The sequence below is a fragment of the Komagataeibacter sp. FNDCR2 genome (assembly GCF_021295395.1).
Taxonomy (GTDB): Bacteria; Pseudomonadota; Alphaproteobacteria; order Acetobacterales; family Acetobacteraceae; genus Komagataeibacter.
This window is the reverse complement of the sequence record NZ_JAIWOU010000001.1, coordinates 165,516-190,867: the sequence shown is the minus strand read 5'-3', so window position 1 is coordinate 190,867 and position 25,352 is coordinate 165,516. Positions and strand designations below refer to the sequence as shown.

The window sequence follows — 25,352 nt, the reverse complement described above, 5'->3', positions numbered from 1 at the left end:
GATCGGGCTATTAGCGAACTGATCTCGATAAACGGAAGCCGCTCTTGAAAACGCGCCATTTTGGCCAGTATTTCAGGTATTGGAGAGGCGACGGCAGCGATGCTGATTGTTGACATTCCCGAATTGGGAATACTGGAGAATGGGTAGGTTGCCGCGCTCACTTATATAACTCCTGTCGCCCGGCAGTCAGGACAGTGGAGGGAAAGCACGCAAAGGTGGCCCTGGCCGCTTTCATGCGGCGTCTCATCATTCTGGCGAATGTCCTGTTACGCAATGACCTGTTATGGGCACCACGCCACACCTGACCAGGACGGATATTTGTGAGGGGCATACTCTTTCGAAGTATGTTTTCACTGAAGCCCGTTTCGGATCACATAAGCGATCCCGCTCAGAACCCGCCAGTCATCCACGTGCGCACTCCCATGCGCCAGAGAAAAATACCACTTGATCCTCTCCATACTGGCACTCAGAAAGCAAAAATACGTTATTCACAGCCTCATTTTTATTGAAAAGACTGTGAATTACAATATCTCGCTCATTTTAATAAATCAATATTTCTTAATCCTATCTGTTTTTATAAATTTTACATCTGGAATGTTTTCTTCCATATATTCCTTAAGATTTTTAGACATTCCATTATAAACTAAAAATATTTTTTTTGATGCATGAACTTCGGACGATTTAATTTCCATTATTTGATTTTTAAGTGGCTCGACACATGTATAAGTCATTCCGTAATTCGATATTATATAAATACATCCACATCCATCATAAATAGATGATTCATTTATAACGGAAATTAGTTTTTTATCACTACAAAGAATATCTCGTTCATCAAAATCCAAATAACAATTTGTATACTCTTTTATGTTTTCTAGATTATTCACAACAAAAACAGATATAATATTTTTTGAGTTTTCCCTACTTGATGAAATTAAAACATTTCCCTCATAAGTATCAAGCAAGTTTTTTACTGACATATGCCCTCCCCTACCTGAACAATTAGTAGAAAGTGAAAATATGTCAAATTCTTTCCCATCTTCTATAATTGATATAGACCCATTAGAAATAATTTCTACTTTATTAGCCCCTCCATGCGAAAAAGAATTTCTTACTACTTCGGTTATAAATTCTCTTATCGAAAAAAAAATATCGTCTCCCCATATTTTACGTGCATATGTAAGATCCATAAAATCTGATATTTCAGATTGAAAACTATCAGAATTCAGTTCTATTGAATTTTTAGCTATTTTTATATTATTTATTATATTTCGATAACTATTACCTGAAAAAGAATGTTCAGTTTCTGATATTGATTCTCTTACCCTTTTCCATTCCAATAATAATTCAGGAGTATATTTTTTTTCGTCAGTGTCTATTTTCTTTCCATGCTTATAACACATCCAGATTCCATTATTGTATCCAGATAAATCTATTGAAGAATCTTCTGATATTCGACGCGCTCCCTTTCCTTTAGCTGCAGCATATATATGGCACGCCATTCCAGTGCTGGATGTGCTATCCTCTTTCTCCATAGAAGGTCCCACGGTTATATTATCACAACCAGGATAAGAGCATTTATAAGATACACGCTTTGCAAGTTTATCTATCGTATTCTGAGAGAAGTTTTCTCTATTTGACATTTTTTCTTCCTTCATATTATACATAAATTCCAAATAAATAAGAATTATATATCCCATATATAATTATTTCAAAACCAGACCAACCCGACCCCTCCATAGAAACATCATTGCATGACGCATTTTTAATCCTAAGCATTGATAACATCGAAAATTACATGTTTATTCCACGCTTAGGAATCATTTTTTGAGATAGAAGACAAAGCTTGCCGCGATTTGGATCGCGGACGTGAATGTATGAGCGCGCTGGTCATGACCTTGCCCCCCTGAAATGCCCTCGATTTGAAGTAAGGTCTGTCCATTGAGGACAGACGATGAAGAAAACGCGTTTCACACAGGACCAGATCATCGGAATTTTGAAGGAGCATCAGGCAGGCGCCACGGCAGCGGATCTGTGCCGCAAGCACGGAAACAGCGATGCAACGTTCCACACCTGCCGATCGAAATATGCCGGGATGGAGGAGGCGGACGCGTGGCGGCTCAAGGATTTTGAAAAGGAGAACACGAAGCTGAAGCGGCTGCAACTCCTGCTCGGCCGGGAAAGCCGCAGCAGAACGGGTTCGTCACGAATGCATCTGCTCCGCAATCTTATCCACGCGCGCTCGGTCATTGACATCTGGCGGGCCGGCTATAACGCCGTCAGGCCCCACACCAGTCTCAATGGCATCACGCCTACAGGGCACACAACAACCCACAGACCCCAACTCGGATCTGAAGGCACATTGGGGGCAGGGTCAGATCACACAAACGATCCCGCTGATAACCCGACGGTGATCCACACGTCGTAAACCCCGTGTGCCAGATAATAATGGCCGCAGAACTTCCACCTGCTCGCAGCCCAGCGTTGGCAGCCTACTTATTCCAGTCTCCTATAGTGGATTAGAAATATGTCAAAATCATGCCACAAAAGAGGTAAAAACCTAGGAAACCAAGGGCTACTCAATACAAAATACTATACTATATGGGATATAATTCCACAAACCAATGGAAACAACTTTAAGGATATTTCGGGTTCGATTGCGCTTTCTTTATGACACTCATGCTCATGACAAAATCTACTCCCGGTATTGACAAAGAAATATTTCCCGTTTATTGAGCAAAGAACGTTTGTTCTTCATATTAAGTTACAATAATCATTGTTGTGTAGATTTAAGCAAAATAGGTATAATCCACTTTAAAATCGACAGGGCTGGTTTCGGCCATAATAAAGCGTGGTGCCTTAATGAAAGAATGCAGTAAGTCCATTTCCCGTCGCCTTCAGGATAGCAACTTTGTCCGGAAATACTTTGTAGGGAATGGGATTGATATCGGGGGCAAGCCTGATCCTCTCGTCTTGTACCAATCCCTCTTCCCTGGTATCGCATCGCTCAGGACATGGGACTGGGAGGATGGTGACGCGCAATTCATGAAAGGCGTGGCTGATAACAGTATAGATTTCGTATTTTCCAGTCATTGCCTTGAGCATCTGCATGATCCGTACGAAGGATTGAAGAACTGGTTCCGGATTGTCCGGCCAGGTGGCTACCTTATTGTGGATATTCCCGAAGAGGATATGTATGAGCAGGGAATCTTTCCCTCGACCCATAACAAGGATCACAAAACAAGCTGGACCGTGCTGAAAGACAAGTCATGGTCGTCACGCTCCATCAATGTACTTGACCTCGTGCGTTCGTTGGGATCCGCGGCAGATATCCGCAAGATCGAAGTGATCGATGCACTGTTCCGCAGCGATCTGCCACGCTACGATCAAACGATTACGCCCGTAGCCGAATGTGCGATCGAATTCATTATTCGCAAACGAAATGAATCAGAACTCAAGGCGGGTGGGTTGCTACCAGATACCATTCAACCTGTTCCTGAAGTACGTCGGCACCTCAATCAGTACAAAAACGATAAGTCTACCTTGCGCACCGCAAATCCTGAAAACCCTCCCTTTCTTGATGAAAAGGACATTTGATATTTCGCATATGCAGGCTGTAGGGCAATGAAGATACGGGCACGGGCGCCATTAAGGCTGGGACTAGCCGGAGGCGGAACTGATCTGCCTCCATTTTCCGATATATATGGCGGGTACGTCTTAAACGCGACGATCAGTCTTTATTCCTACGCCATGCTGGAACCACTGGAAGACCAGCGGGTGGTATTTCGCGCCAATGACCTGCAAATGAAATGGTCAGGCCCCGCCGAAGCGGCGCTCCCGCTTGACCATTCACTGCCACTGCATGCCGGGGTGTATAACCGCATCGTGCGCGATTTCAATGGGGGTATGCCCCTACCGGTCGAACTGATCACGAGCGCAGATGTGCCACCCGGGTCGGGGCTGGGCTCATCAAGCACCATGGTCGTGGCCATCCTCAAGGCTTTTGTGGAACATCTTCAACTGCCGCTAGGTGAATATGAGATCGCGCATCTCGCCTACGAAATCGAGCGGGTTGATCTTGGCATGTCAGGCGGCAAGCAGGATCAATACGCAGCTACCTTCGGCGGCTTTAATTTTCTGGAATTCAATGCAGGTTCTCAGGTGATTGTCAATCCGTTGCGTGTCAAACGCTGGATCGCCTCAGAACTTGAATCGTCGCTTGTGCTGTTCAGCACAGGAGTTTCACGCAACTCCTCCGCCGTGATCGACAGTCAGATCGCTAATGTGACGGACGGCGATATAAGAAGCCTCGAAGCCACCATGGCACTCAAGCAGGACGCCGTAGACATGAAGGCGGCACTGTTGCGTGGTGACATGTCGGCCTTTGCCCGCATTCTGGGGCAAGGTTGGGAAAATAAGAAACGTACAAGTAATGGCATTTCCAATCCGATGCTTGATGACATTTATGATACGGCGCGCGCTGGCAGGCAAAGTTTCAGGCGCGGGCGGCGGTGGTTTCATGATCTTCATGGTGGAGCCTGAGTGCCACGCCGATGTCGTCCGTGCACTTGGAACCAAAAAAGGACAGGTATTGCCCTGTATTTTCTCTGATCACGGCACCGAAGGATGGCGGGTGTGAAATCCATGCTTGGAAACGATTCCAATTCGGCACAGAACGGGTTGATTGTTGACCTGCGCACAATGCAGCGCGCTTCCGGCGGTCTGGATACAATAGTGCGGCAGTTTCTGAGACATCTTGCCGATTTGCGTCACAGGCACGGCCCGGCATTAAAAGTCGTCGGGTATTCTTCCAGCGCCCTGCCACGGGTGCCGGACTCTGTCTCTGTATTGTTCGACCATATCCAGTCGCGCCCCCATTTCGACTTTTCTGGCGGCACTCTTGTGGTCTTTCAATCAGTGCCGATGCTGTCGGCTCTGGCGCGGACTTCACATGGTCGGCGCTTGAAGATCGCACTGGTCGTGGACCCGCGCTGCATGATGCCGCCAGTAGCAAAGCATACGACCCAGCCTGATTACCTTCTGGCACCTGATGCACCGGGCAATGCCAGCGGTGCCGATCTGGCAAGTATCTATTTCGGTGCGCAGATCATCCGGATGGGTCATGCCACCCCTTGGTTGCCACCCGTCTCCACGAAGCCCAGCTTCATTGAGGCGATCTGTCTTGATCAGTGGCAACGTAATGACGAGCCCTATATCGTTCTGGCTCCAGAACTGGACGATCGGGCCGTGTTCGCTTTGGCGATCGCCCGTGACGAAGTTCTGCGCACGACAGGTGCCAAGGTTCGTCTACTTGCCTTGCGCCCCAGTCATCTGCCGCCTCGTCTGCCGGTCAACGCGATGGCTATGGCCCGATCGGCATTGCAATTCGCCGATGTAATTGAAGTCCCGGCACTGAGCGAAGCCGCCGCTGCAAGTCTGCTGCGCCATGCTGCCGCTGTTATGGTGGATCCAACTATTCCCTTTGCCGATTACGACGTGGCCGATATCGCTGCAATGGGTGGACGACCATTCGTGCTGGACTCAACCATGTTCCATGTTGAACCAACAGCATTGCGTGCCGCTGATAACTCACTGGTGGCCTTGATGCGCCAGATTGCACAGCATCAGCCAATCGAGGCCGCATCCACTCCGCCGGTAGTACTTGGCGACACGATTCCACTTGGGCAAGATACACCGTTGGCGGGAGATGGCACGGCCGTCCGTCGCCGCATTGCAATAGTATCGCCCTATCCCATGCCGGGAGATTATGGAATTCCAATTTATACCCGCGATACGTGCGAAGCTTGGAAGGCCAACGCCGACATTGATCTGGTTACCCGGAAGCCGATAATGAACTCTGATCGTCGGTCACTTCACGCGGTCATTTCGCCAGAAGATTCAATCGATCCTTTTACTTATGACGAGATTGTGCATGTCCTGAACAATCATCCGGACTCAATACCGGCCCTGCAATCATTGAAACGGTTTGGTGGTGCCGTCATTCTGCATGATGCGCAAATTCTGGATCTTTTGCATCATGTTTTAGGTCGGAAAGGGCTGATTACCTATTTTTCTACGGTCATGGGACGCCCCATTTCCATTCATGAATTTGAAAATTGGCTGGTAAAAAAGAAAGATTTACCATCTTCTTTCCTAGACTATATTATGGATTCGACTACTACGCTGATCGTGCACAGCAAGCTGGCACAGCAGATGCTTCAGGACCAGTACGGCGCACGTTGCGTGTATGTACCGGTAGCGATCCAGCATGAGATTCCCGCTTCTGCCCTGACCGAGACTGCGCGTATGGCGGCCAAGCAACGTTGCGGCATTAATCCGGACCGGATTGCGCTGGGAACGTTTGGTATCGTACACCCGATTAAAGGCGATATGCACTATCCTTTCATTCTACGTGATCTTCTGGATCGTGGTCTGGACATTGACTTTTATTATGTTGGTCAGGTGGATGAGGATCGCCGCGCTGAAATCGTATCTGTTGCTACACAGGCACAGGTAACCGAGCATATACATTTTGCATCAGATATTTCCGAAGAGAAGTATATGGACTACATCGCCGCGATGGACATCGGTGTGCAGACACGTAACATTACCGGCGGCCAAGTCTCGGGTGCCCTGCTTGATTGCATGGCCGGATGTTTGCCCACGGTGGCTTCAGCCGGTCTGGTCAACTCGATTGACGCGCCAGCCTCACTTGTCCGGACCATTGACGATGTCAGCAGTCCACTGCTGATCATGCATGAAATTGCCGACTTCATCCCACATGCCCGGACAATTGCGCGGCCAAATCCCATATGGCAAAGCTTTGTTGAAGACCGTAGTTTCGCAAAATACGTCATGCGATTGGAAGATGCCCTGTTTTCATGAAACGCCGCGCAAATCTATACGTCCTGAAGGGTAAATTAATATGCGGGCTTTAAAAGATCTGCTTAAAGATGTGGTTTTGTTTGATATGACAATCCTCATCAATCATCCTATCCGGACTGGTATCCAGCGCGTCACACATCAACTCGCCCTGCATTGGCCGGCCAACCGTCCACTCTTGCCGTTCATTCAGGTCGCAGGTAACCGGATTGCACTGCTGGCACCGGAAATCCTTACCCAGACCGAACGTTATTTTTCGACGGGCGCGGATCTGATTCAACAGGCAGCCCTTACCTACGCTGGCAATGCCAAGCAGTTGAGCGAAGGCTTTTACCGGATGATGGCGATGGCGGGTGCGCCACTGGTCGAGGTAGATGCGGTCTTCGCTGCGCGTGAATCGCGCGGCATCCTCAGCATCGAATTGTCAGTCAATACCAATTTTTACGGCCGGTTAGCACAGGAAGTTCCTGATAAGGTTTTTCTACTTAATTATGACTATATTCTGTGGATGCATCCAGAGTTTAATAAGGAAGTTGATTGGACGAGGTCTCTTGAATTATCAGAATATTTTTCAGTAATCAGAAAATTTCATAATTTATCATTTATTTCGACTAAGACGCACGATGATTATTACAAGTATATTGATCCCAACTGCCGCAGGCAGTATCCGATCATCATTCCCGGTGCCGATGCATTAGGGGCAGCAAGTCGAGACCATATTGGTCCTAAAGCCGAATTCGTCATCGTAGGCACAGTAGAGCCACGCAAGCAGCACCTGTCGGTGATGCGGGCTATCGAGACCGTACAGGCCCAGGGACATGATGTGTCCTTGACGATCATCGGCAAGATGGGTTGGCTGACGCCAGAAGATCGCACGACCTTTTTGAAAATCGTGGATCGTAATTCCCGCATAGAATGGCTCGAAGCCCCAGCTGACGACCAGTTGATCACCGCATTCAGTCGGGCACGGGCCAGTATTTTCTATTCTCGGACCGAAGGCTTTGGTGCGCCGCCGGTGGAAAGCCTGTCGCTAGGCGTGCCGGTCATCGTGTCCGATACGACTCCCAGCATTCTGGACCTGCCCGACCTGGGACAGATCCGCGTGTCGCCTGATGATTTTGACGGGCTTTGCGCCGCGATCTGCGATCTTACCGATCCCACCAAAGCACAGGAAAAGCAGGATGAAATCGCCCGGCTTCATCTTCCTACCTGGCGCGATTTCATTGTTGGTCTCAGCGACTGGATGGACGCGGTAGAACCGTTCGAGGCCTCCCCCTTCGCCATACGCACCCGCCTTGACGAGATGGCTCTACGAAGCCTGATCAGTGATGGTGCCTCAATAGACACGCTGATTAGCTGGCTGTTTCGTATCGTTTTGGGACATAAACCTAGCCCCGCCGAACGCACCGCGTGGGTTGATCTGGCTAAATCCAGAGCGATGGATGCCCAAGACGTGCTGATCACCTTTCTGGAGGAAGTAAGCCAGCACTACCCACGGGCAAACGAACTCTATATCGCCAGACAGGGCGGGCAGAACATTCCCAAACCCCAGTTGATGTTGACTGACCCGGCGATTGCCCAGAACCTTGATCGCTACGAAGCGATCATCGTCACGCCAGATCCTGCAGCCACGGCGAAAATGATCTATAATGATCTTTTGGAACGCGAACCCGGGCCAGAGGAAATCCTCGGCAAGGTAAATGCTATAAAATCAGGAGTTTCACACAACCAACTGGTGATTGAGGCGCTCGACTGCGACGAATACCGCTTAGGGCATTCTGGTGCGACACTGACCGATGATATGCGCACACGCATCACGAAGATGGGCGCTTCTAAAGTTCTGAGTATGCTGGCCATCGAGGATGATGGCGATTTCATTGATGGGCTTTATCGCACGATCCTACGTCGACCAGCTGATATTTCCGGTCGGCAGTACTACACAAGTTTATTACAGACCGGTGTCCGACGTGAGAAAGTCATCCTGTATATACTTACATCGCAGGAAGCAGAAAGACATTTTTCCCCGCTAGGCATTGATGCGGTGAGCGGACTGGTCCTGACGCTGATGGGACGGCTAGGCAGTGCTGATACGTCAGCAATGGGAACCCTCGGAGACCTGGCGGCGTCGCAGTTCTTGTCCATTGCTCAGATCGATGATGCTGCAATGGATGCGCTGTCGATCACGACGATGATGCGTAAAGACGAGCGTAAAATGACTGCCGGAAAAGCCGAAGGCAATGCCGTCTTAGATGAGATTTACAGGATGCGCTGGCTTGCGCAGGTGGCACAAAGCCTGCCGGTCGCACGCTTGGGCGGGATCGATCTCGTGCAGCAACTGCAGGTAGCGGCACGAAGCAAAGGTTTCGAAGCATTATTGGATGATGGCGGAATGCCTGGCTCCTCCTTCATACAGGAAGCCTACATGCTCCTGTTCGAACGTGGAGCTGATGCAAAGGGACAGGCCGCCTACCTTGCCAGACTGAACGAGGGTGATTCGCGTGAAGCAATCCTCGAAAATATGTTGCATTCGCCAGAAGCAGAGGAAAAGCTGGGCGTTGATGGTGTGGCCAGCCTGATCCAGGCGCTCCACCAATTGCCGGTAGCGGCACGAAGGAAAAATATCGAGGCATTGTTGCATGATGGTGGAATGCCTGGCTCCTCCTTCATACAGGAAGCCTATATGCTCCTGTTCGGACGTGAAGCTGATGCAAAGGGACAGGCCGCCTACCTTGCCAGACTGAACGAGGGTGATTCGCGTGAAGCAATCCTCGAAAATATGTTGCATTCGCCAGAAGCAGAGGAAAAGCTGGGCGTTGATGGTGTGGCCAGCCTGATCCAGGCGCTCCACCAATTGCAGGTTGCGGCACGAAGAAAAGATATCGAGGCATTGTTGCATGATGATGGAATGACTGGCTCCTCCTTCATACAGGAAGCCTATATGCTCCTGCTTGAACGTGAAGCTGATGCAAAGGGACAGGCCGCCTACCTTGCCAGACTGAACGAGGGTGATTCGCGTGAAGCAATCCTCGAAAATATGTTGCATTCGCCAGAAGCAGAGGAAAAGCTGGGCGTTGACGGTGCGGCCAGCCTGATCCAGGCGCTCCACCATTCGACTGATGAAAACGTAGCGTGACCCAGGCTATTATTCTGGCTGGTGGATTTGGCACCCGCCTCGGCCATCTTACGCGCGCGACCCCCAAACCTTTGCTACCTGTGGCGGGCAGGCCCTTTCTGGACATCCTCATCGCCGAATTACACCGTCAAGGCGTGAATCATATTGTCATCATTGCTGGTTTCTGTGGCGAAATGATTGCCGAGCATTATGCTGATCAAGATGATATCACCGTATTGATCGAAGCCGTGCCCATGGGTACGGGCGGCGCACTGCGCCTGGCGGCCCATGTTATTGATGACAGATTCTTTTTCCTCAATGGCGACAGCTTGCTGGATATCAACCTGCAGGACCTTTCGGCCCATTCTCAATCAGCACCGGCAACGCTGGCGTTACGCTGGATGCCCGACGTTGACCGTTACGGAGAGGTAACGCTAGACAAGACAGGCACCGTGACCCGGTTCGTCCAGCGCTCGGAACGACATGGACGGGGGCTTATCAATGGCGGGGTGGGCTATTTTTCACGAGAAATACTCGACTTCATTTCGCCAGAAGGCGAAATCTCGATCGAAAAAGACGTTTATCCACGCCTGGTGGAACGCAGGTTGCTGAAAGGTCGTGCTTATGATCGGCCATTTATTGATATCGGCGTACCCGAGGATTACGCGCTGGCCCAGACGAAAGTCATGGCGTTACTGCGGCGTGGCGCGGTCATCTTCGACCGCGATGGTGTTCTGAATCATGATATCGCCTATGCTCATCGTCCCGACCAGATTCAATGGATCGATGATGCCATCGCGGCAGTCAAGCATGTCAATGATGCAGGGCTTCTGGCGCTGATCGCGACCAATCAGGCAGGCGTGGCCCACGGCTATTATAGTGAGGCCGATGTGCATTCCCTGCACCAGTGGATGATACAGCAGCTACACAACGGGGGCGCCAACATTGATGGCATCGCCTATTGTCCCTATCATCCTGCAGGTGCGGTCGAGGCGTACCGGCGCGTTTCTCCAATGCGCAAGCCAGCACCGGGGATGCTCCTGCAGTTGATGAAAGATTACAATGTGGATCGGGCGCGCACGGTCATGATCGGCAATGCCGATAGCGACATGGCAGCCGCTGCCAGTGCTGGGATCAAAGGAATATTCTTTACTGGAGGCAGCCTTCTGGATGTCGTGAAACCGGTAGTTGCTCAACTGGTCGCGGATGCGTCTGAATGAGTGCGGAAGAAAGTATGGAGCAAGCATGCGCGCGCGTTCGCACCTGGTTACATGAACACGCCTGGCCTTACTGGGCGAAGCATGGCGTGGACCGGGTGCATGGTGGGTTTGTCGAATATCTGGATCTGGCAGGGCATGACGGGGGTGCATCATTCAAGCGCGTTCGCGCGCAGGCCCGACAGCTATATTGCTTTTCACAAGGCGCGCTGTATGGTTTCCCGGGCGCGCACGAAATTTCTGATAATTGTTGGCAATTTTTCAATACTCATGCCCGACGCCCTACCGGTGGATGGGCACGGTGCATGGACCGCACCGGTGTCATTATCGACCCGACCAGCGACGCCTATGATCTAGCGTTTGTGCTGTTTGCTCATGCATGGCGCTATCGCCTGAGCCATGACCCAGCGCTGATTGAAAGCGCTGCTGAGGTGATCGCCACCCTGAACACCGACCTGAAGGCTCCCGGAGGTCTTGGTTGGCTGGCCGATGCCAACGGTTTCGGCCCGCGGCAGCAAAACCCCCATATGCACATCATGGAAGCCGCGCTCGAAATGTTCGATGCCAGCGGCGACGCACGCTTTGCCGCCTTGGCGCGCCAGGTGGCCGACCTGTTCCTTGGCCATATAATAGACCGTGAAACGGGCGTCCTGCGTGAATTTTTTACCGCTGACTGGGGGCATCTAAACACGGCAGAAGGCGATATCGTTGAACCGGGTCATATGCTGGAATGGGTATGGATCCTGCTGCGCGCGCACCGTCTGCTTGGGCTGGATATCCTAGATGACGTCTGGCGCCTTTATGCGTTTGCCACGCACTATGGCACTGATCCGCGCACTGGCCTTATTTATGACCAGATCAGGCCTTCCGGCATACCCCTTGACAAGGACAGTCGCCTCTGGCCGCAAACAGAGGCACTCAAGGCGCATATCGCGATGATGGAGACATTTGGCCTGGATACCCGCCCCCAGATCAGCAGGAACGTGACCAACCTGTTTCGCTATTATCTAGACCATGCGCCCTTCGGCACGTGGATTGACCATCGTCGGTCTGACGGTACTCCAAAAGTTGACAGGATCCCTTCTACATCGCTGTACCACCTTCAGCTTGCGTTTACCGAATTATTACGTATAGAAGCAGAAGTTCCGGCAATGACCAGCCATAATGCGGGCAGCCAAGTGGAAGAAAATTATTTTCCTTCACTAATGCGCGAGGCAGGATGACCCACAAAACTGTGACGCATTTTCTGTTCGACCTGGATGGAACAGTGGTCGATACTGAATTGCTGCCGTTGATCGCACAAGAAATTGGCCTTGAAATCGAAATGGCTGAACTCGTGCGTAAATCCATGGCCGGCCTTATCCCGTTTGAAACAAGCTTTCGCCAACGGGTGGACCTGCTATCGGAAGTCAGTATTGCCAGAGTACGTGAAATCGTGGCCACGGCCCCCATCAATCCTGTCATTGCCAGTTTTATCCGCGAGCATGCAGATCAATGTACGATCGTGACCGGGAACTGCGATTGCTGGATAGAAGAACTGATTGCCCGGCTTGGCTGCGCAGCGATCAGTTCGCGGGCCAGTGAGGGATCGGATGGCCGACTACTACTGCACCATGTGAATGATAAAGGCCAGGCAGTCAAGAAATTCTCAGGTCGTGTCATTGCGATTGGCGATGGCGCCAACGATGTTGGCATGTTTCAGGAAGCAACATACGGTATTGCTTATGGGAGCGTTCACCCACCGGCGCCAGTTTTACTGGAGGTCGCGACCCATGCAGTTTATCAGGCAGACAGCTTATGTTCACTTCTCTCACGGTTTCTTTGAACTGCGCAGGCGCAGGCCGACGCCTTGGCCTGAGTAGAACCAAAGCATTGGTCGGGGTGATGGGACGCCCACTGATACATTGGCAACTGGACATGCTTGAGGAGGTCCGTGACCTCCGGATTGTGGTGGGTTATCAGGCTGCGGACGTCATTAATGCCGTAACCGCGCGACGGCCCGATGCCGTGTTCGTCTTCAATCATGCCTATGCCTCGACCGCCACCGGCGACAGGCTGCTGCTCGCGGCGGATCATGCGCACGCGCGGATACTGTCATTAGACGGGGACCTGCTTGTCCATCCCGCCAGCATGCGCAGGTTGCTGGCAGAGCAAACCAATGTGATCGGCGTATTGCCAGTTACCACCGATCTACCGGTCTGTGTTACGGTCGATCCAGCGGATTCTTCCATCGCCACCGGCTTTTCCCAGGACCGCAGAACAGAATGGGAATGGTCGGGCGTGGTCAACTGTAGCAGTCAGATACTGCTTGCAGCGGGAAAGCAGACCACTGCGCCACGTCATGTCTTCCATCTGTTGGAACGAACCCTGCCACTGGGTATCGTTGCGATAGATGCGCGGGAAATCGATACCGTGGATGATTACACGCGCGCGCAGGATTGGTTGGCTGTGCACCAGAACGCAGGAACATGGTCTTGACTGATACACCGTCGCCCGAACGAATCATCGCCGAGTTTTGGCAGAAACGCAGCAAGCTGGCGCGGCCGGACGCTGCTCGATACCACGCCGAACATACTGAATTCGACTGTCAGTTCGTGCGTAGCTTCTGTACGCCCGGTACCCGGGTGCTGGATCTTGGCTGTGGTACCCTGACGCTGGCCAACTGGCTAGTCGAGACATGCGGTGCACATGTGCATGCGGTGGATAGCCAGGCCAATTTTCTCAAATCGGCCGTCGCGCATCCCGCGCTGACAACCGAATGCGCCGACTTGGTGACCTATCAGCCAAGCGGCCAGTCTGATGTGATCCTACTGTTCGGCGTGATCCAGCACATCATCGACGTGGAGGCGCGGCAGGCCCTGTATACCAAACTGAGCAAGGGGATAGCACCTGATGGCCATATATTGATCAAGAGCCAGTTTGGCGTGGAGGGCCCGGTCGAAGTCAATCACTTCTCCACCGAATTGGGCTCCCCCTATTATTCATTATATCCGGGGCTGAAGGATGAAATCGCGCTGCTTTCGCGCTGGTTTGACGTGACGGCACATGATATATATCCGCGTGAGTTTTCACCATATCCGAATACGCGTTTTATGCACCTTTCATGTCGTATGAAGCGTTAGGGGTTCCATGCATTTTACGCAACTTGCCCCCATCTATCAGACCTTACCAATAGGCTGGCTACGTAATTTCCTGCTGCATGGTCGAGCAGGTGATGGCCTGGCGATCATCGGGCGCGCGGCTCGCAGCCTCGCCATCACGCTCGATCCCGATGCCATAATATGGGACATGGTGGAGCCTCTTTCCGGCACTGTTGAGCGATGCTTTGCCGCCCTGTCCCCCGGCGGGTCTGATCGTTTACTGGTCATTACCGACCCTGATGTCGCTGAGGCCATGCTAGGCGCACAAGATGCTCTGATCGAGCTATGCCTTAGGTTTCGTCGCGGAGTGATGCTTCCATTAGTGGGAGCGGACCATTTTGGACTGATCGCAACGTCAGGTCTGGCACCGATGGAATCCAGTGGCACCGAGATGTGGCGATGGATAGAAGGCGCAACGGGGCATGCCGGACTAAGCGTGATCAACACGGGCCTGCCCATGGATACCCAGTTGCGGTTCATGCCATGGTTTTCCGCCTTCGCCCAATCCTTACTACCTGATGATACAGCGACGCTGAACTATGAGATCAACGGCCTTCAAACCGAAACCGCCATTCGCATCAATGAATGGTTGACCCTGCCATTATCGATCGGCCACGGGATTACGACCATTGATATTTCCACCACAGTACCAGCCGGAACGATGGAAGGTGATGCACGTATTCTGTCCATGGCGATAACTTCACCGACATGGTTGGATGATGCAGGGCAAATTCTGCTCGATAGCGTTCAGTTCGCAGAAGCCAACTTCAGTATGCCAATCTTCCAGACGCGGGAAAAACTGCATAGGGCCGGTTTTTATGCAGTCGGCGGACTGCTGTGTACCGCATTGACGGCACCCGTGCCCATCACACTCACCTTGGGTGATCCTTTTTATGGCATCCGAGACAACCATGCCGTAACCGAACCTATAATAGGTAGCACCGAAATTTGCTGGCTAACGGCGGGGCCCATAGCCATGCGGAGCGCATCATGCTAATAGCCTGTCTTGGCATTGGTTGCGAATATGTCCTCTCCCCTATCGCACGGGAAGGAGAAAAGCGTGGGCATACCGTGGTCGAAATCGACATGTATGATCCCGACTGGCGCGCTCGTGCCGCAGCTCTGCCACAGGATGAATTCATACTGATTACCTCCCATCATCCTTATTTGGACGGGTGGCTGCATGCAAAGGGCTTTGGCATCCCCGCCGATATCGAATCAGTCGCCGGATTTATCGCACAATACCGCCCGCTTCGCAGCTATTTCATACCGCACGATCTGGCCGAGCCGATTTTGCCGGCGGAATTGGGAGCTATGGCGATGTTCGATGGCTTGCTCATGCCAGATGACCGTGCATGGTTTCTCAACGCCTATGTGCCGGTCACGGTAGTGGGCTGGGCGAAGGCCCAGTCAGGAAAACCCATCTCGACAGGACGGGTGGTTGCCATGCCATCCGATGTTACATGGTTCCTGAACCAGCCGCCTGAGCGGTTCATAGATATCTACAAATATGTCCTGGGGCCCGGCGTTATTGTCAAATTTGCGCAAATACATGGCATCGAACGCCTTGAGGCTCAGGCCCAAGCCCTGGGGGCCACCGTCATCTCCACCTCGGTCGACAGTACATCAGTCATGGCTGGTGCGGCCTGCGTGGTAACGAATGGGCGTTCCTCGATCATCAGCGAAGCGGCGATGCTTGGCGTTCCGGTGTTATGCCTTCTTGATGGCATCCACCCCGCAGACAGCCAGCGCAAAATAATCGCAGCGACCAAGCAGGCACGATTACTGCCACCGGTCCAGGCTGCCAGTTGGATAAGCGAACAGGTTGATGCGTGGCAGCAGCGGAGGACGATAACGCCGGATGATCGTACAATGAACACCATGACCGGAATAGCATTCGACAAACTGTTTACGGCAATCGACACGCCACATGCATGCACATATACCTCTGTTGGGGTACAAAACGCCGATTAATGGACTTGTGACGGTTTTGTGCCGTTCAGGACGCGATTATGCCACTCCAGCTTCGAAAGCGAGAGGGCTGATGCCGCCTTGATATGAATGGGTCGACGTGGATTGTAGAACCCATTGATATACTGGAAGATAGCGACGGTGGCCTGACGACGGGTTGGCTGCCACGATCAGAGTGGAAAATGCAGTCGGGCGCTGGGTTACGTAGCCGCACCGCCATATCCAGGGCACGGATGGCCAGATTCTTTTTTATCTGGTCGCTTAAGGCCCTCCCGATCACGCGACGACTGAACAGATTGATGACGACAGCCAGGCAGAGCCAGCCTTCGGCAGTCCGGATATAACTGATATCGCCCGCCGATTTCCGGTTGGGTCCATTGGCAATGGAAATTGCCGTCCAGAAGGTTGGCCACAATGCCAGACTGGTGGTGGCTGTCGGTCGTGACCTTGTGGCGACGGGTGCGTACGGCTCGGATCCCGTTGTCCCTCATCCGTCGGCCAACGCGACGTTCCCCGACATCAAGTCCGGCTTCCCTAAGTTCCATGCTCATGCGCGGCCGGCCGTAGGAACCGTTGCTCAGGGCATAATGTTCACGGATATGCGCCAGCACCTTCAGGTCGGTGCGCTGGCGCTGGCAGGTCGGTCGGGAAGTCCAGGCCCGGTAACCCCGTGCCGAGACCCGTCAAACCTAGGCTCAGGACCCATTGATTTGATTGCGGAAATCTGATTTAGGCTCTGTGAGGAGACTAAAGATGAGCTACCTGTTTTAGCTGACGGACGAACAAATGGAGCGTCTGCGGCCCTTCTTCCCAAAGAGCCACGGTAGAGCCCGCGTTGATGACCGCCGTGTGCTGAGCGGTATCATTTTTGTCAATCGGAACGGCTTGCACTGGCGCGATGCGCCCCGGGAATACGGTCCACATAAGACGCTCTACAACCGTTGGAAGCGCTGGGGCGCCATGGGGATCTTCGTCCGGATGATTGGACGGTCTGGCTGCCGGAAAGGCAGAGCCCCAGACCATCATGATTGATGCGACGTATCTCAAGGCACACCGCACGGCTTCGAGCCTGCGGCTAAAAAAGGGGATCAAGGTCGCCTGATCGGCCGCACCAGAGGTGGCATGAACACGAAGTTGCATGCGATCACCGATCAGAGCGGACGACCGCTGAGTTTTTTCATGACTGCGGGACAGATCCGGTGCCGCTGCCCTGCTGGACAGTCTTCCTGCAGCACAATGGATGCTGGGAGATCGCGGGTATGACGCCGACTGGTTCAGGGACGCCCTGGAAGCGAAAGGTATAAAGCCCTGCATTCCAGGACGGAAATCTCGCAGAAAACCGGTCAGATACGACAAGAGAAAATATAAACGCTGCAATCGCATCAAGATCATGTTCGGAAGGCTCAAGGACTGGCGGCGGGTTGCAACCCGCTACGACAGATGCCCGACCGTCTTCTTCTCAGCCATCTGCCTCGCCGCAACCATCATGTTCTGGCTATGAGTCCTGAGCCTAGGCTCAGGACTCATTCTTTAAGATAGAAGAGGAAGCTTGCTGCGATGTGGATTGCAGACATGAATGTATGAGCGCAGCGGTCGTATCTGGTCGCCACACGTCGCCAGTCTTTCAGCTATGCGAACATGTTTTCGATCAGATGACGCTTTTTATACAGATGCCAGTTGTAAGGCGGCTTTGATTTCCGGTTCTTTTTCGGGGGGATACAGGCAGTGATATTGCGTTCTGCAAGCGATAACCTGATCCGTTTGCTGTCATAGCCTCTGTCCCCGATGACTTCTTCTGTCTCGTCGGGGAGAACTGCCAGAAGCACGTCTGCGCCTCTGAAGTCACTGACCTGTCCCGCAGTCAGATGAAGGCGGACAGGCCAGCCCAGACCATCGCACACGGCATGGAGTTTTGAGTTCAGGCCGCCTTTTGTCCGTCCGATATGGCGGGGAAAAGCCCCCGCTGATATATTTTGATATAGTTGCAAGTGATTATCATTTGCGCTAATGGTCCCCCATCCATACGATAGAAACGCCAGTAATGAGGTCGGGCATGCAGCACAGCAGGGTTTTTTATGTATTTCCACTTTCACTTCTTGTGACGGGAAATGCTCTTGCGGCCGATCTGGTCAAAAAATCGGACCAGAACCACCCCACCCGGACCGCGCAGACAAAACAGTCCTCCCCCCAGGCTGATGCGCATGCCGTGCAGGCTGAAAAGCTGGAAGTCCATGCCCGCAGGCCAGCCACATCTGCGTCCTCGGCAACGAAATCCGATACACCGCTGATCGAAACCGCCCAGTCGGTCACGGTTGTCAGCCGCAATGAAATGGATGTACGCGGGGTGCTCAGCCTTAATCAGGCCGTGCGCTATACTGCAGGCATTACCCCTGACCTGCGCGGCGGGGAGGGCACGCGTTATGACCAGTTCTTCCTGCGCGGCTTCCAGGTTCCAACCTTTCTTGATGGCCTGAAACTGCAGGACAGCCCGACAGGCTATGCCACGGCGCAGACCGATACGTTCCGGCTGGACCGTGTCGAGATCCTGAAGGGGCCATCATCCGCGCTGTATGGTCAGTCCAGCCCGGGCGGCCTTGTCGCCCTGTCCAGCAAACTGCCGACTGACCAGAAATTTTATGGTGGCGTCACCACGACCGGTGGCATGTTCGACCTTTATCGCGTGGATGCCGATGTGGGCGGCTATGCGACGAAAGATGGCATGGTCCGCTATCGCCTGTATGGCACGGTCAACGGCCAGCATACCCAGTTGAGCAAGACAGGCAGCCGACGCTTTTCCATCAGCCCTTCCTTCACGTTTGGCGGAGATGGGCCGACAACACTGACACTGCTGGGCAATTATCAGTATGACCCCGAAAACGGCACTTATGGCGGCGAGCCACTGGTAGGCTCACTCAAGCCCGCATCCTACGGATACCTGCCACGGAATTTTTATGACGGCGACGTGCCGTTCGAGAAATTCAACCGCCGGCAGGGCGGGATGACCTATATCTTCAACCACCGTTTTAACGATAACTGGAGTTTCACCAGTCGCGGTCGGTACGATGACATCAAGACCATCTATCGCAGCGTGTATAACAACGGTTATTATACAAGTGATGACATGCTCAGCCGCTCGGCTTTCGGTACGAACGAGCATACCCACAACCTGACTTTTGACAGCCAGTTCAAGGGCCATGTCCGCACCGGCCCCCTGCGGCATACGATGATGTTCGGCTTTGACTACATGCAGCAGAGCGCATCGGAACAGGGATACTACGGCAGCGCACCTGATCTTGATGTCCTGCATCCGGATTATCACATGGCCATTCCCTCCATGGGCAGCCCCTATGTGAATTACCGGACCAATTCGCACCAGATCGGCATGTACGCGCAGGATGAAATGCACTGGAAAGGCCTGGTCGTGACCGGCAGCCTGCGTAATGACTGGTACCGTTCACAACAGAACGAATATGTCAGCCAGACCACCACGCATGAAAATCCCCGCCAGATCACCTGGCGTGCATCGGCCCTGTATCATTTCAATTTCGGCCTTTCGCCCTATATCAGCTATTCCACCTCCTTCCAGCCACAGTCGGGCGTTGTATCTGATGATGGTGGCAAAACGCAGCGCCAGGCTGATCCATCATTGGGTAAGCAGCTTGAAGGTGGCCTGAAATACCAACTTCCGGGCACGTCGCTGCTGTTTACGGCTGCGGGCTTCCATATCGAACAGACCAACGTGCTCGTTGCCGTCGGCAACCTGGGCTACAGCACGCAGAGCGGACTGGTACATTCCGATGGCTTTGAATTCGAAGCCCATGCCGAACCGTACAAGAACCTGATGATCACTGCGGCAGTAAGCGTGCAGAAAGTCCGTGATGATTCAACAGGCAAGCCCCTGCTGCAGTCCGGTAAGGGAAATGCATCGCTGTTTGCGTTCTACACCGTGCCCTCGGGGCCGGTAAAAGGCTTGGGCTTTGGCGGCGGCATGCGCTACTCCGACAAATCCTATGGTGGCGAGGCCAGTTATGGCAGCGTCTGGGTTCCGCAATACGCCGTGTTTGATGCTTCGCTGCGCTATGACCTGTCCCACCTTTCGCTCAACCTGCACGGATGGACGCTTGCGGCCAGTGCGCGCAACCTATTTGACAAGAATTATGTCTCCAACTGCTTGAGCTACGCATCCTATAATCAGGAATGGTGCTATTATGGCGAGCGGCGTAATGCGCAGGCGAGCATTGGCTATACTTGGTAATATCTCTGCCGCCGGGCAGGCTCGGTTGAACGTAGCCTTACGCACGCTGGTAGCCCTTCCGGGCGGGTATGGTCTTGCATCCCTTGGTGGCGTAGTGCTGGGCCTGTGGCTTCCCCTGTCACGGGCGGAGAGTGCCATGGCCGGAACTCTTTCCGGCCTGCTGCTCTGGCCCATCGTGTTCATTGCGGCCTTTGGCGTCTCCAGTCTGCGGCGGCTCGTGCTGGGTGTTGCCACCTGCATGGGGACTTTCATCCTTATGGCGTTTACCGCAGGGTGGCGGCCATGAAAGGATCGTTTCGCGCCTCCATGGCATGGCTCCATACCACCTTGGGGCTGGTGACCGGCTGGGTGCTGTTTGCTATTGCGCTATCGGGTTCGCTAAGTGTTTTCCGTCAGGAGATTACCCGGTGGATGCATCCTGAACTGGGCAGCCAGCCAGTTGATCCCATACAGGTCAGCAGCCGGGCAATTGACTGGCTTGGCCAACATGCCGGGTCTGCGGCAGCATGGTACGTGGCCTGCCCCACACAGGAAGCACCATTTGCAACCGGCATATGGCCCAACGCACAGGGAAAATACATTCAACAGGTTCTCGATCCACACAGCGGCAGCCCGGACGGCATGCGTGATACGCTTGGGGGGGAGTTCTTTTACCGTTTTCACTTCGAACTCCAGCTTCCCTACCCCTATGGCAGGCTGATCGCAGCCATTGCGGCCCTGGCGCTTGTCGTAGCCCTTGTGACAGGTATCATCATACACCGGCGCATTTTTTCGGATTTGTTTACGTTCCGCCCCAACAGAGGCCAGAGAAGCTGGCTTGATGCCCATAACCTGCTTGGAGTCGCGGCCCTTCCCTTTCATCTCATGATTTCGTTTACAGGTGCCGTCACGCTGGCATCCCTGCTGCTGCCATGGACCACGCAGGCCGTGTACTGGCATGATGAAATGGCATCCTACGCGGAACTGAACCCGGCCCTGTATTCCCGCCCCGCCAGCGGACAGCCGGGACATCTTGTGCCCATCCTTCCCCTGATCCAGACGGCGAACAGACATTTCATGGAGACGGGTATTGCACAGATCTATGTCTTCAATCCGTCTGATCGCGCCGCCCTTGTCACGTTCATTTCCGGCAATGACCAGACGGTCAGCACATCTGCCCGGATCATGACTTTTGACGGTATGACAGGGCAACTTCTGAACGAGCATATCGAAACGAGACCTGTCGTCAGGCTTTATACATTTCTCTACGGCCTGCATGTTGCACGCTTTGCACCGACGATAACACGTGGACTCTATTTTTTGTCTGGCCTGGCCCTCGCCGCCGTTATCGGTAGCGGGATGCACCTATGGGCCATCAAGCGCCTGCGCCAGCGGCCCCATTTCGGGCACCTGATCGTCAGCCGCCTGAATGTTGGAATCCTGACAGGAACACCCCTGGCTTTTGCGACCTATTTTCTGGCCAATCGGTTTATTCCTGTCACCATAGGCGATAGGTCCGGCTACGAATTACGATCCGTTTTTGTGGTATGGGCCCTGACTCTTGTCTTTGCCCTTGTGCGGCGATCCGCCCGTGCATGGCCAGACCTTCTAGGTAGCAATGCACTGGGCTGCCTTGCCATCGCCCTGCTCGGCATGCCGTGGACGAATGCTGTAACGTCTGGCACGAGTGTGATTACGTTCGGCCTGGCCGGGGCTTTCGCGTATGCTGCCTTGCGGTCGGGACGGCAGGCATGATGGATACGGCTATCATATGTGGGCAATGTGCCATGTTGTTCCTGGCCATGGGATCTGTACGGGGTAGGGGCATATTTTTTCGCAAAACAGTAACACCTCTCTCGTGTCGATGCTTTCGAATGACAGGAATCATACTGCTTGGCCTAAGCTTTTTCCTCCAGATACATGCAGTAAAAACACTAGTGATTGCGATAATAAACTGGACTGCACTGACCAGTATTGAAATCATACTGGCAGCACTCTCCTGCACAATTATGAATAATATTAAAAATTCCAATTCTTCCACTGGTTCACAGCAGACTTGTAACGGGCGTGTGCCAGTCAAGAAGTAATTATGAATCACCCCAATATTTTAGGGTCTGTTAGGTCTTTATATATTCTGCTGTAGCGGCGATGAAGATGACGGAAAGGAAGGATACTGCTGTCTTCTTATATCGGGTCGCGACAGCCCGCCACTCCTTGAGCCTTGCCCACGGATTTTCGACTAGGCTCAGGACCTATTAATTTGTTGAATTGAGCTGAGTTTCATGATTCACAGGCATTCGGGAGGATGAGCCTGTGAGTGATGTGTTTTTGCTGTCTGAGAGCCAGATGGAGAGAATTACCCCGTATTTTCCTCTGGCTCACGGAGTCCCACGCGTGGATGACCGGCGTGTTCTGAGCGGGATCGTTTATGTGATCCGCAACGGCCTTCTGTGGAAAGACGCCCCGAAAGCGTATGGTCCGCACAAGACTTTGTATAATCGCTTCATCCGGTGGAGCCGCCTGGGTGTCTTTGACAGGATCTTCGTCGCCCTGACAGAACAGGCTGGCCGTTCAAAGCGCCTGATGATCGATGCAACACATCTCAAGGCGCACCGGACATCGGCGTCCCTGCTCAAAAAGGGGCTTTTTCCCGCCATATCGGACGGACAAAAGGCGGCCTGAACTCAAAACTCCATGCCGTGTGCGATGGTCTGGGCTGGCCTGTCCGCCTTCATCTGACTGCGGGACAGGTCAGTGACTTCAGAGGCGCAGACGTGCTTCTGGCAGTTCTCCCCGACGAGACAGAAGAAGTCATCGGGGACAGAGGCTATGACAGCAACCGGATCAGGTTATCGCTTGCAGAACGCAATATCAGTGCTTGTATCCCCCCGAAAAAGAACCGGAAATCAAAGCCGCCTTACAACTGGCATCTGTATAAAAAGCGTCATCTGATCGAAAACATGTTCGCAAAGCTGAAAGACTGGCGACGTGTGGCGACCAGATACGACCGCTGCGCTCATACATTCATGTCTGCAATCCACATCGCAGCAAGCTTCATCTTCTATCTTAAGGAATGAGTCCTGAGCCTAAAGTGGACCTTCGTCTTACCCCATAGCGGTCACTCTGAAGGAGGCGACTCTTCGACACGGACCAACAAACCATTCGGGAGAGGCCGCTGAAGCCGCAAAGCCTCAGCCACCGGGGCGTTCATCCACACATCCAGCTCATCCGGCCGCGTCAGAATGACGGGCATGGCCTTCGGATGGATCGCGCCCACTTCCCTGTTGGCTTCCGTGGTCAGAAACCCGTACAGATCATCTGTCGTCTCGCCGTCGGCCAGTTTCCGCACCGATGTCCACCGGCACCAGATCCCGGCAAAAAAAGCCAACTGCTCACCATCGCTGCGAGCAAACCACACAGGCCGCGATTTCCCGTCGGGCAGATGCTCGGGTTCCGAGAACGCCGTCAACGGGACCAGGCAGCGATGCACCACGCCTTCCCATCGCTTCCACCATGTCGAGGTCGGATTGCGGATGTTTGTGACTCCGCGATCGACCTTATGCCCCCTGAGATAGCCGGGCGGTGTCGGCATGCCCCAGCGCGCCATGACCAGTTCACGTCCGTTTTCTCCGTTCCGCACGACAGGCGCCATCGTGTTCGGCCAGATCTCGGGCAGCGACTGCAAATTGCCCGTGCGATCCTCAAGAACTTTCGCGATCTCGCGGATTGCCTGCGGGTTCGAGGTCATGGAATAGAGATTGCACATCCGTGTTGCTTCCTTACGACCACATGCCGCGCAGACGGGCCGCCATGTCGATCCGCACCGACTTCACCGCCTCCTGCCGGGCCTGCTCTTCCGGCTTCACAACCGGCCACGACAAAGCCTCAAACAGGGGCAGCATGTCCCGGTCGATGAAACGGGTGCGTGAGGCATAGACATGCCTGTCACCCCTGCTGTGCTGGCCATGCACATAGAAGCGCTGCGGCACCATGATATCGAGACTGTCTTTCGCCCGCGTCATGGCGACGTAGAGCAGGCGGCGCTCTTCCTCGATGTCATCCTGCTCGCCGGTGGCCAGATCGGATGGAATGCAGCCGTCCACCGCATTCATGACGAACACATTCTTCCATTCCTGCCCCTTGGCGGAGTGAATGGTCGAGAGGATCAGATAATCCTCATCCAGCAACGGCACGCCGGCCTGGTCGGACGTGGCATCCGGCGGATCCAGCGTCAGCTCGGTCAGGAATTTTTCCCGTGACGGATAGCCGCCGGCGATCTGCTCCAGTTGCACCAGATCGGCCAGACGGGCGGAGGCGTCCTCGTGCAGTCGCTCCAGATGCGGCTCATACCAGTAACGCACGGCCGCAATCTCGCCCGGCCAGCCGACCTGATGGCTGTCCAGCGCCGTCAGCATAGTCACGAAACCCGTCCAGGCCTCGCCGCTGCGCTGCGGGGCTTTGATATCCTTCAACGCCTCGAAGGGATGGGCACTCTCGCCCATCGTGTCCAGCACGCGCCGGGCCGAACCCGGCCCCACCCCCGGCAGAAGCTGCAGGACCCGGAAGCCCGCGATGCGGTCGCGCGGGTTCTGGGCAAAACGCAGTAGAGCCAGCACATCCTTCACATGCGCACAGTCGATAAACTTCAGGCCGCCGAACTTCACGAACGGGATGTTGCGCCGGGTCAGTTCCACCTCCAGCGTGCCGCTGTGGTGCGAAGCCCGGAACAGCACCGCCTGCTGCTTCATCGGCGTGCCGGCCTCCCGCTCTTCCAGCACACGATCCGCGATATAGGC

The 25,352-nt window shown here is 53.5% G+C and carries 20 protein-coding genes and 4 pseudogenes; 18 read left to right on the top strand and 6 right to left on the bottom strand.

All coding sequences use genetic code 11. The annotated features are described in order from the left end of the window. Positions 1-548: 548 nt before the first annotated feature. Positions 549-1,658, bottom strand: a complete 1,110-nt coding sequence (locus LDL28_RS00925; RefSeq protein WP_233056782.1) for a hypothetical protein — start codon at positions 1,656-1,658, stop codon at positions 549-551. A gap of 296 nt (positions 1,659-1,954) precedes the next feature. Here LDL28_RS00925 and LDL28_RS00920 point away from each other — a divergent pair. The 13 genes and pseudogenes from LDL28_RS00920 to LDL28_RS00865 all read left to right on the top strand — a co-directional run. Further along, positions 1,955-2,161 (top strand): annotated as a pseudogene (locus LDL28_RS00920) (transposase); the annotation flags it as partial. After that, positions 2,150-2,428 (top strand): integrase core domain-containing protein, encoded by a 279-nt coding sequence (locus tag LDL28_RS15690; RefSeq protein ID WP_370636355.1) that lies wholly within the window; start codon positions 2,150-2,152, stop codon positions 2,426-2,428. The pseudogene LDL28_RS00920 and the gene LDL28_RS15690, both read left to right, overlap by 12 nt. Before the next feature lie 434 nt (positions 2,429-2,862). After that, complete coding sequence (locus LDL28_RS00915; RefSeq protein ID WP_233056781.1) at positions 2,863-3,597, top strand: class I SAM-dependent methyltransferase; 735 nt, start codon at positions 2,863-2,865, stop codon at positions 3,595-3,597. A gap of 27 nt (positions 3,598-3,624) precedes the next feature. After that, positions 3,625-4,542 carry a GHMP kinase gene (locus tag LDL28_RS00910; protein WP_233056780.1) on the top strand — a complete coding sequence of 306 codons (918 nt, stop codon included), beginning with the start codon at positions 3,625-3,627 and terminating at the stop codon, positions 4,540-4,542. 93 nt (positions 4,543-4,635) lie between these two features. Further along, entirely contained in the window at positions 4,636-6,885 is a 2,250-nt protein-coding gene (locus tag LDL28_RS00905; RefSeq protein ID WP_233056779.1) for a hypothetical protein, read from the top strand. 40 nt (positions 6,886-6,925) lie between these two features. Then, a complete protein-coding gene (locus LDL28_RS00900) occupies positions 6,926-10,015 on the top strand; it encodes a DUF4214 domain-containing protein (RefSeq protein ID WP_233056778.1) in 3,090 nt (1,029 codons plus the stop codon). Continuing rightward, positions 10,012-11,214: an HAD-IIIA family hydrolase gene (locus LDL28_RS00895; protein WP_233056777.1), complete on the top strand. Its 1,203-nt coding sequence runs from the start codon at positions 10,012-10,014 to the stop codon at positions 11,212-11,214. Before LDL28_RS00900 ends, LDL28_RS00895 begins: the two co-directional genes overlap by 4 nt. Beyond that, on the top strand, positions 11,211-12,434 hold the full coding sequence (locus LDL28_RS00890) for an AGE family epimerase/isomerase (RefSeq protein WP_233056776.1): 1,224 nt from the start codon (positions 11,211-11,213) through the stop codon (positions 12,432-12,434). Before LDL28_RS00895 ends, LDL28_RS00890 begins: the two co-directional genes overlap by 4 nt. After that, positions 12,431-13,036 (top strand): HAD-IB family phosphatase, encoded by a 606-nt coding sequence (locus LDL28_RS00885; protein WP_233056775.1) that lies wholly within the window; start codon positions 12,431-12,433, stop codon positions 13,034-13,036. The genes LDL28_RS00890 and LDL28_RS00885 overlap by 4 nt, the downstream gene beginning before the upstream one ends. After that, complete coding sequence (locus LDL28_RS00880) at positions 13,009-13,689, top strand: NTP transferase domain-containing protein (protein WP_233056774.1); 681 nt, start codon at positions 13,009-13,011, stop codon at positions 13,687-13,689. The genes LDL28_RS00885 and LDL28_RS00880 overlap by 28 nt, the downstream gene beginning before the upstream one ends. Continuing rightward, a complete protein-coding gene (locus LDL28_RS00875) occupies positions 13,686-14,333 on the top strand; it encodes a trans-aconitate 2-methyltransferase (protein ID WP_233056773.1) in 648 nt (215 codons plus the stop codon). Before LDL28_RS00880 ends, LDL28_RS00875 begins: the two co-directional genes overlap by 4 nt. Before the next feature lie 7 nt (positions 14,334-14,340). Further along, positions 14,341-15,348, top strand: coding sequence for a hypothetical protein (locus LDL28_RS00870; RefSeq protein WP_233056772.1), 1,008 nt, complete (start codon positions 14,341-14,343; stop codon positions 15,346-15,348). Next, complete coding sequence (locus LDL28_RS00865; RefSeq protein WP_233056771.1) at positions 15,342-16,325, top strand: hypothetical protein; 984 nt, start codon at positions 15,342-15,344, stop codon at positions 16,323-16,325. Before LDL28_RS00870 ends, LDL28_RS00865 begins: the two co-directional genes overlap by 7 nt. A gap of 36 nt (positions 16,326-16,361) precedes the next feature. On the opposite strand, the pseudogene LDL28_RS00860 reads toward LDL28_RS00865, so the two are convergent. Next, a pseudogene (locus tag LDL28_RS00860) lies at positions 16,362-17,002 on the bottom strand (IS3 family transposase); the annotation flags it as partial. Positions 17,003-17,108: 106 nt separating this feature from the next. On the opposite strand from LDL28_RS00860, the pseudogene LDL28_RS00855 reads away from it, so the two are divergent. Beyond that, positions 17,109-17,823, top strand: a pseudogene (locus LDL28_RS00855) (IS5 family transposase). Between the two features lie 127 nt (positions 17,824-17,950). On the opposite strand, the gene LDL28_RS15685 reads toward LDL28_RS00855, so the two are convergent. Further along, positions 17,951-18,409 carry a transposase gene (locus tag LDL28_RS15685; protein ID WP_370636192.1) on the bottom strand — a complete coding sequence of 153 codons (459 nt, stop codon included), beginning with the start codon at positions 18,407-18,409 and terminating at the stop codon, positions 17,951-17,953. Here LDL28_RS15685 and LDL28_RS00850 point away from each other — a divergent pair. Genes LDL28_RS00850 through LDL28_RS00840 form a run of 3 tightly spaced genes read left to right on the top strand, consistent with a single transcriptional unit; the run spans position 18,376 to position 22,311 of the window. Continuing rightward, positions 18,376-20,577 carry a TonB-dependent siderophore receptor gene (locus tag LDL28_RS00850; RefSeq protein WP_233056770.1) on the top strand — a complete coding sequence of 734 codons (2,202 nt, stop codon included), beginning with the start codon at positions 18,376-18,378 and terminating at the stop codon, positions 20,575-20,577. The two genes, LDL28_RS15685 and LDL28_RS00850, sit on opposite strands and share 34 nt — an antisense overlap. Before the next feature lie 25 nt (positions 20,578-20,602). Then, positions 20,603-20,863, top strand: coding sequence for a hypothetical protein (locus LDL28_RS00845; protein ID WP_233056769.1), 261 nt, complete (start codon positions 20,603-20,605; stop codon positions 20,861-20,863). Next, positions 20,860-22,311, top strand: coding sequence for a PepSY domain-containing protein (locus LDL28_RS00840; protein ID WP_233056768.1), 1,452 nt, complete (start codon positions 20,860-20,862; stop codon positions 22,309-22,311). Before LDL28_RS00845 ends, LDL28_RS00840 begins: the two co-directional genes overlap by 4 nt. Positions 22,312-22,673: 362 nt before the next feature. Here LDL28_RS00840 and LDL28_RS00835 read toward each other — a convergent pair. Next, positions 22,674-22,802 (bottom strand): annotated as a pseudogene (locus LDL28_RS00835) (IS5/IS1182 family transposase); the annotation flags it as partial. Positions 22,803-22,869: 67 nt separating this feature from the next. Here LDL28_RS00835 and LDL28_RS00830 point away from each other — a divergent pair. Beyond that, positions 22,870-23,633 (top strand): IS5 family transposase gene (locus LDL28_RS00830; protein ID WP_233056767.1). Its coding sequence is split into 2 segments (ribosomal slippage): positions 22,870-23,212 and positions 23,212-23,633, totalling 765 coding nucleotides; the frame shifts between segments, so codons are not numbered across the junction. A 41-nt stretch (positions 23,634-23,674) separates the two neighbouring features. On the opposite strand, the gene LDL28_RS00825 is transcribed toward LDL28_RS00830, so the two are convergent. Next, a complete protein-coding gene (locus tag LDL28_RS00825) occupies positions 23,675-24,322 on the bottom strand; it encodes an SOS response-associated peptidase (RefSeq protein WP_233056766.1) in 648 nt (215 codons plus the stop codon). 13 nt (positions 24,323-24,335) lie between these two features. Then, positions 24,336-25,346, bottom strand: coding sequence for a 3'-5' exonuclease (locus tag LDL28_RS00820; RefSeq protein ID WP_370636354.1), 1,011 nt, complete (start codon positions 25,344-25,346; stop codon positions 24,336-24,338). Positions 25,347-25,352 lie beyond the last annotated feature (6 nt).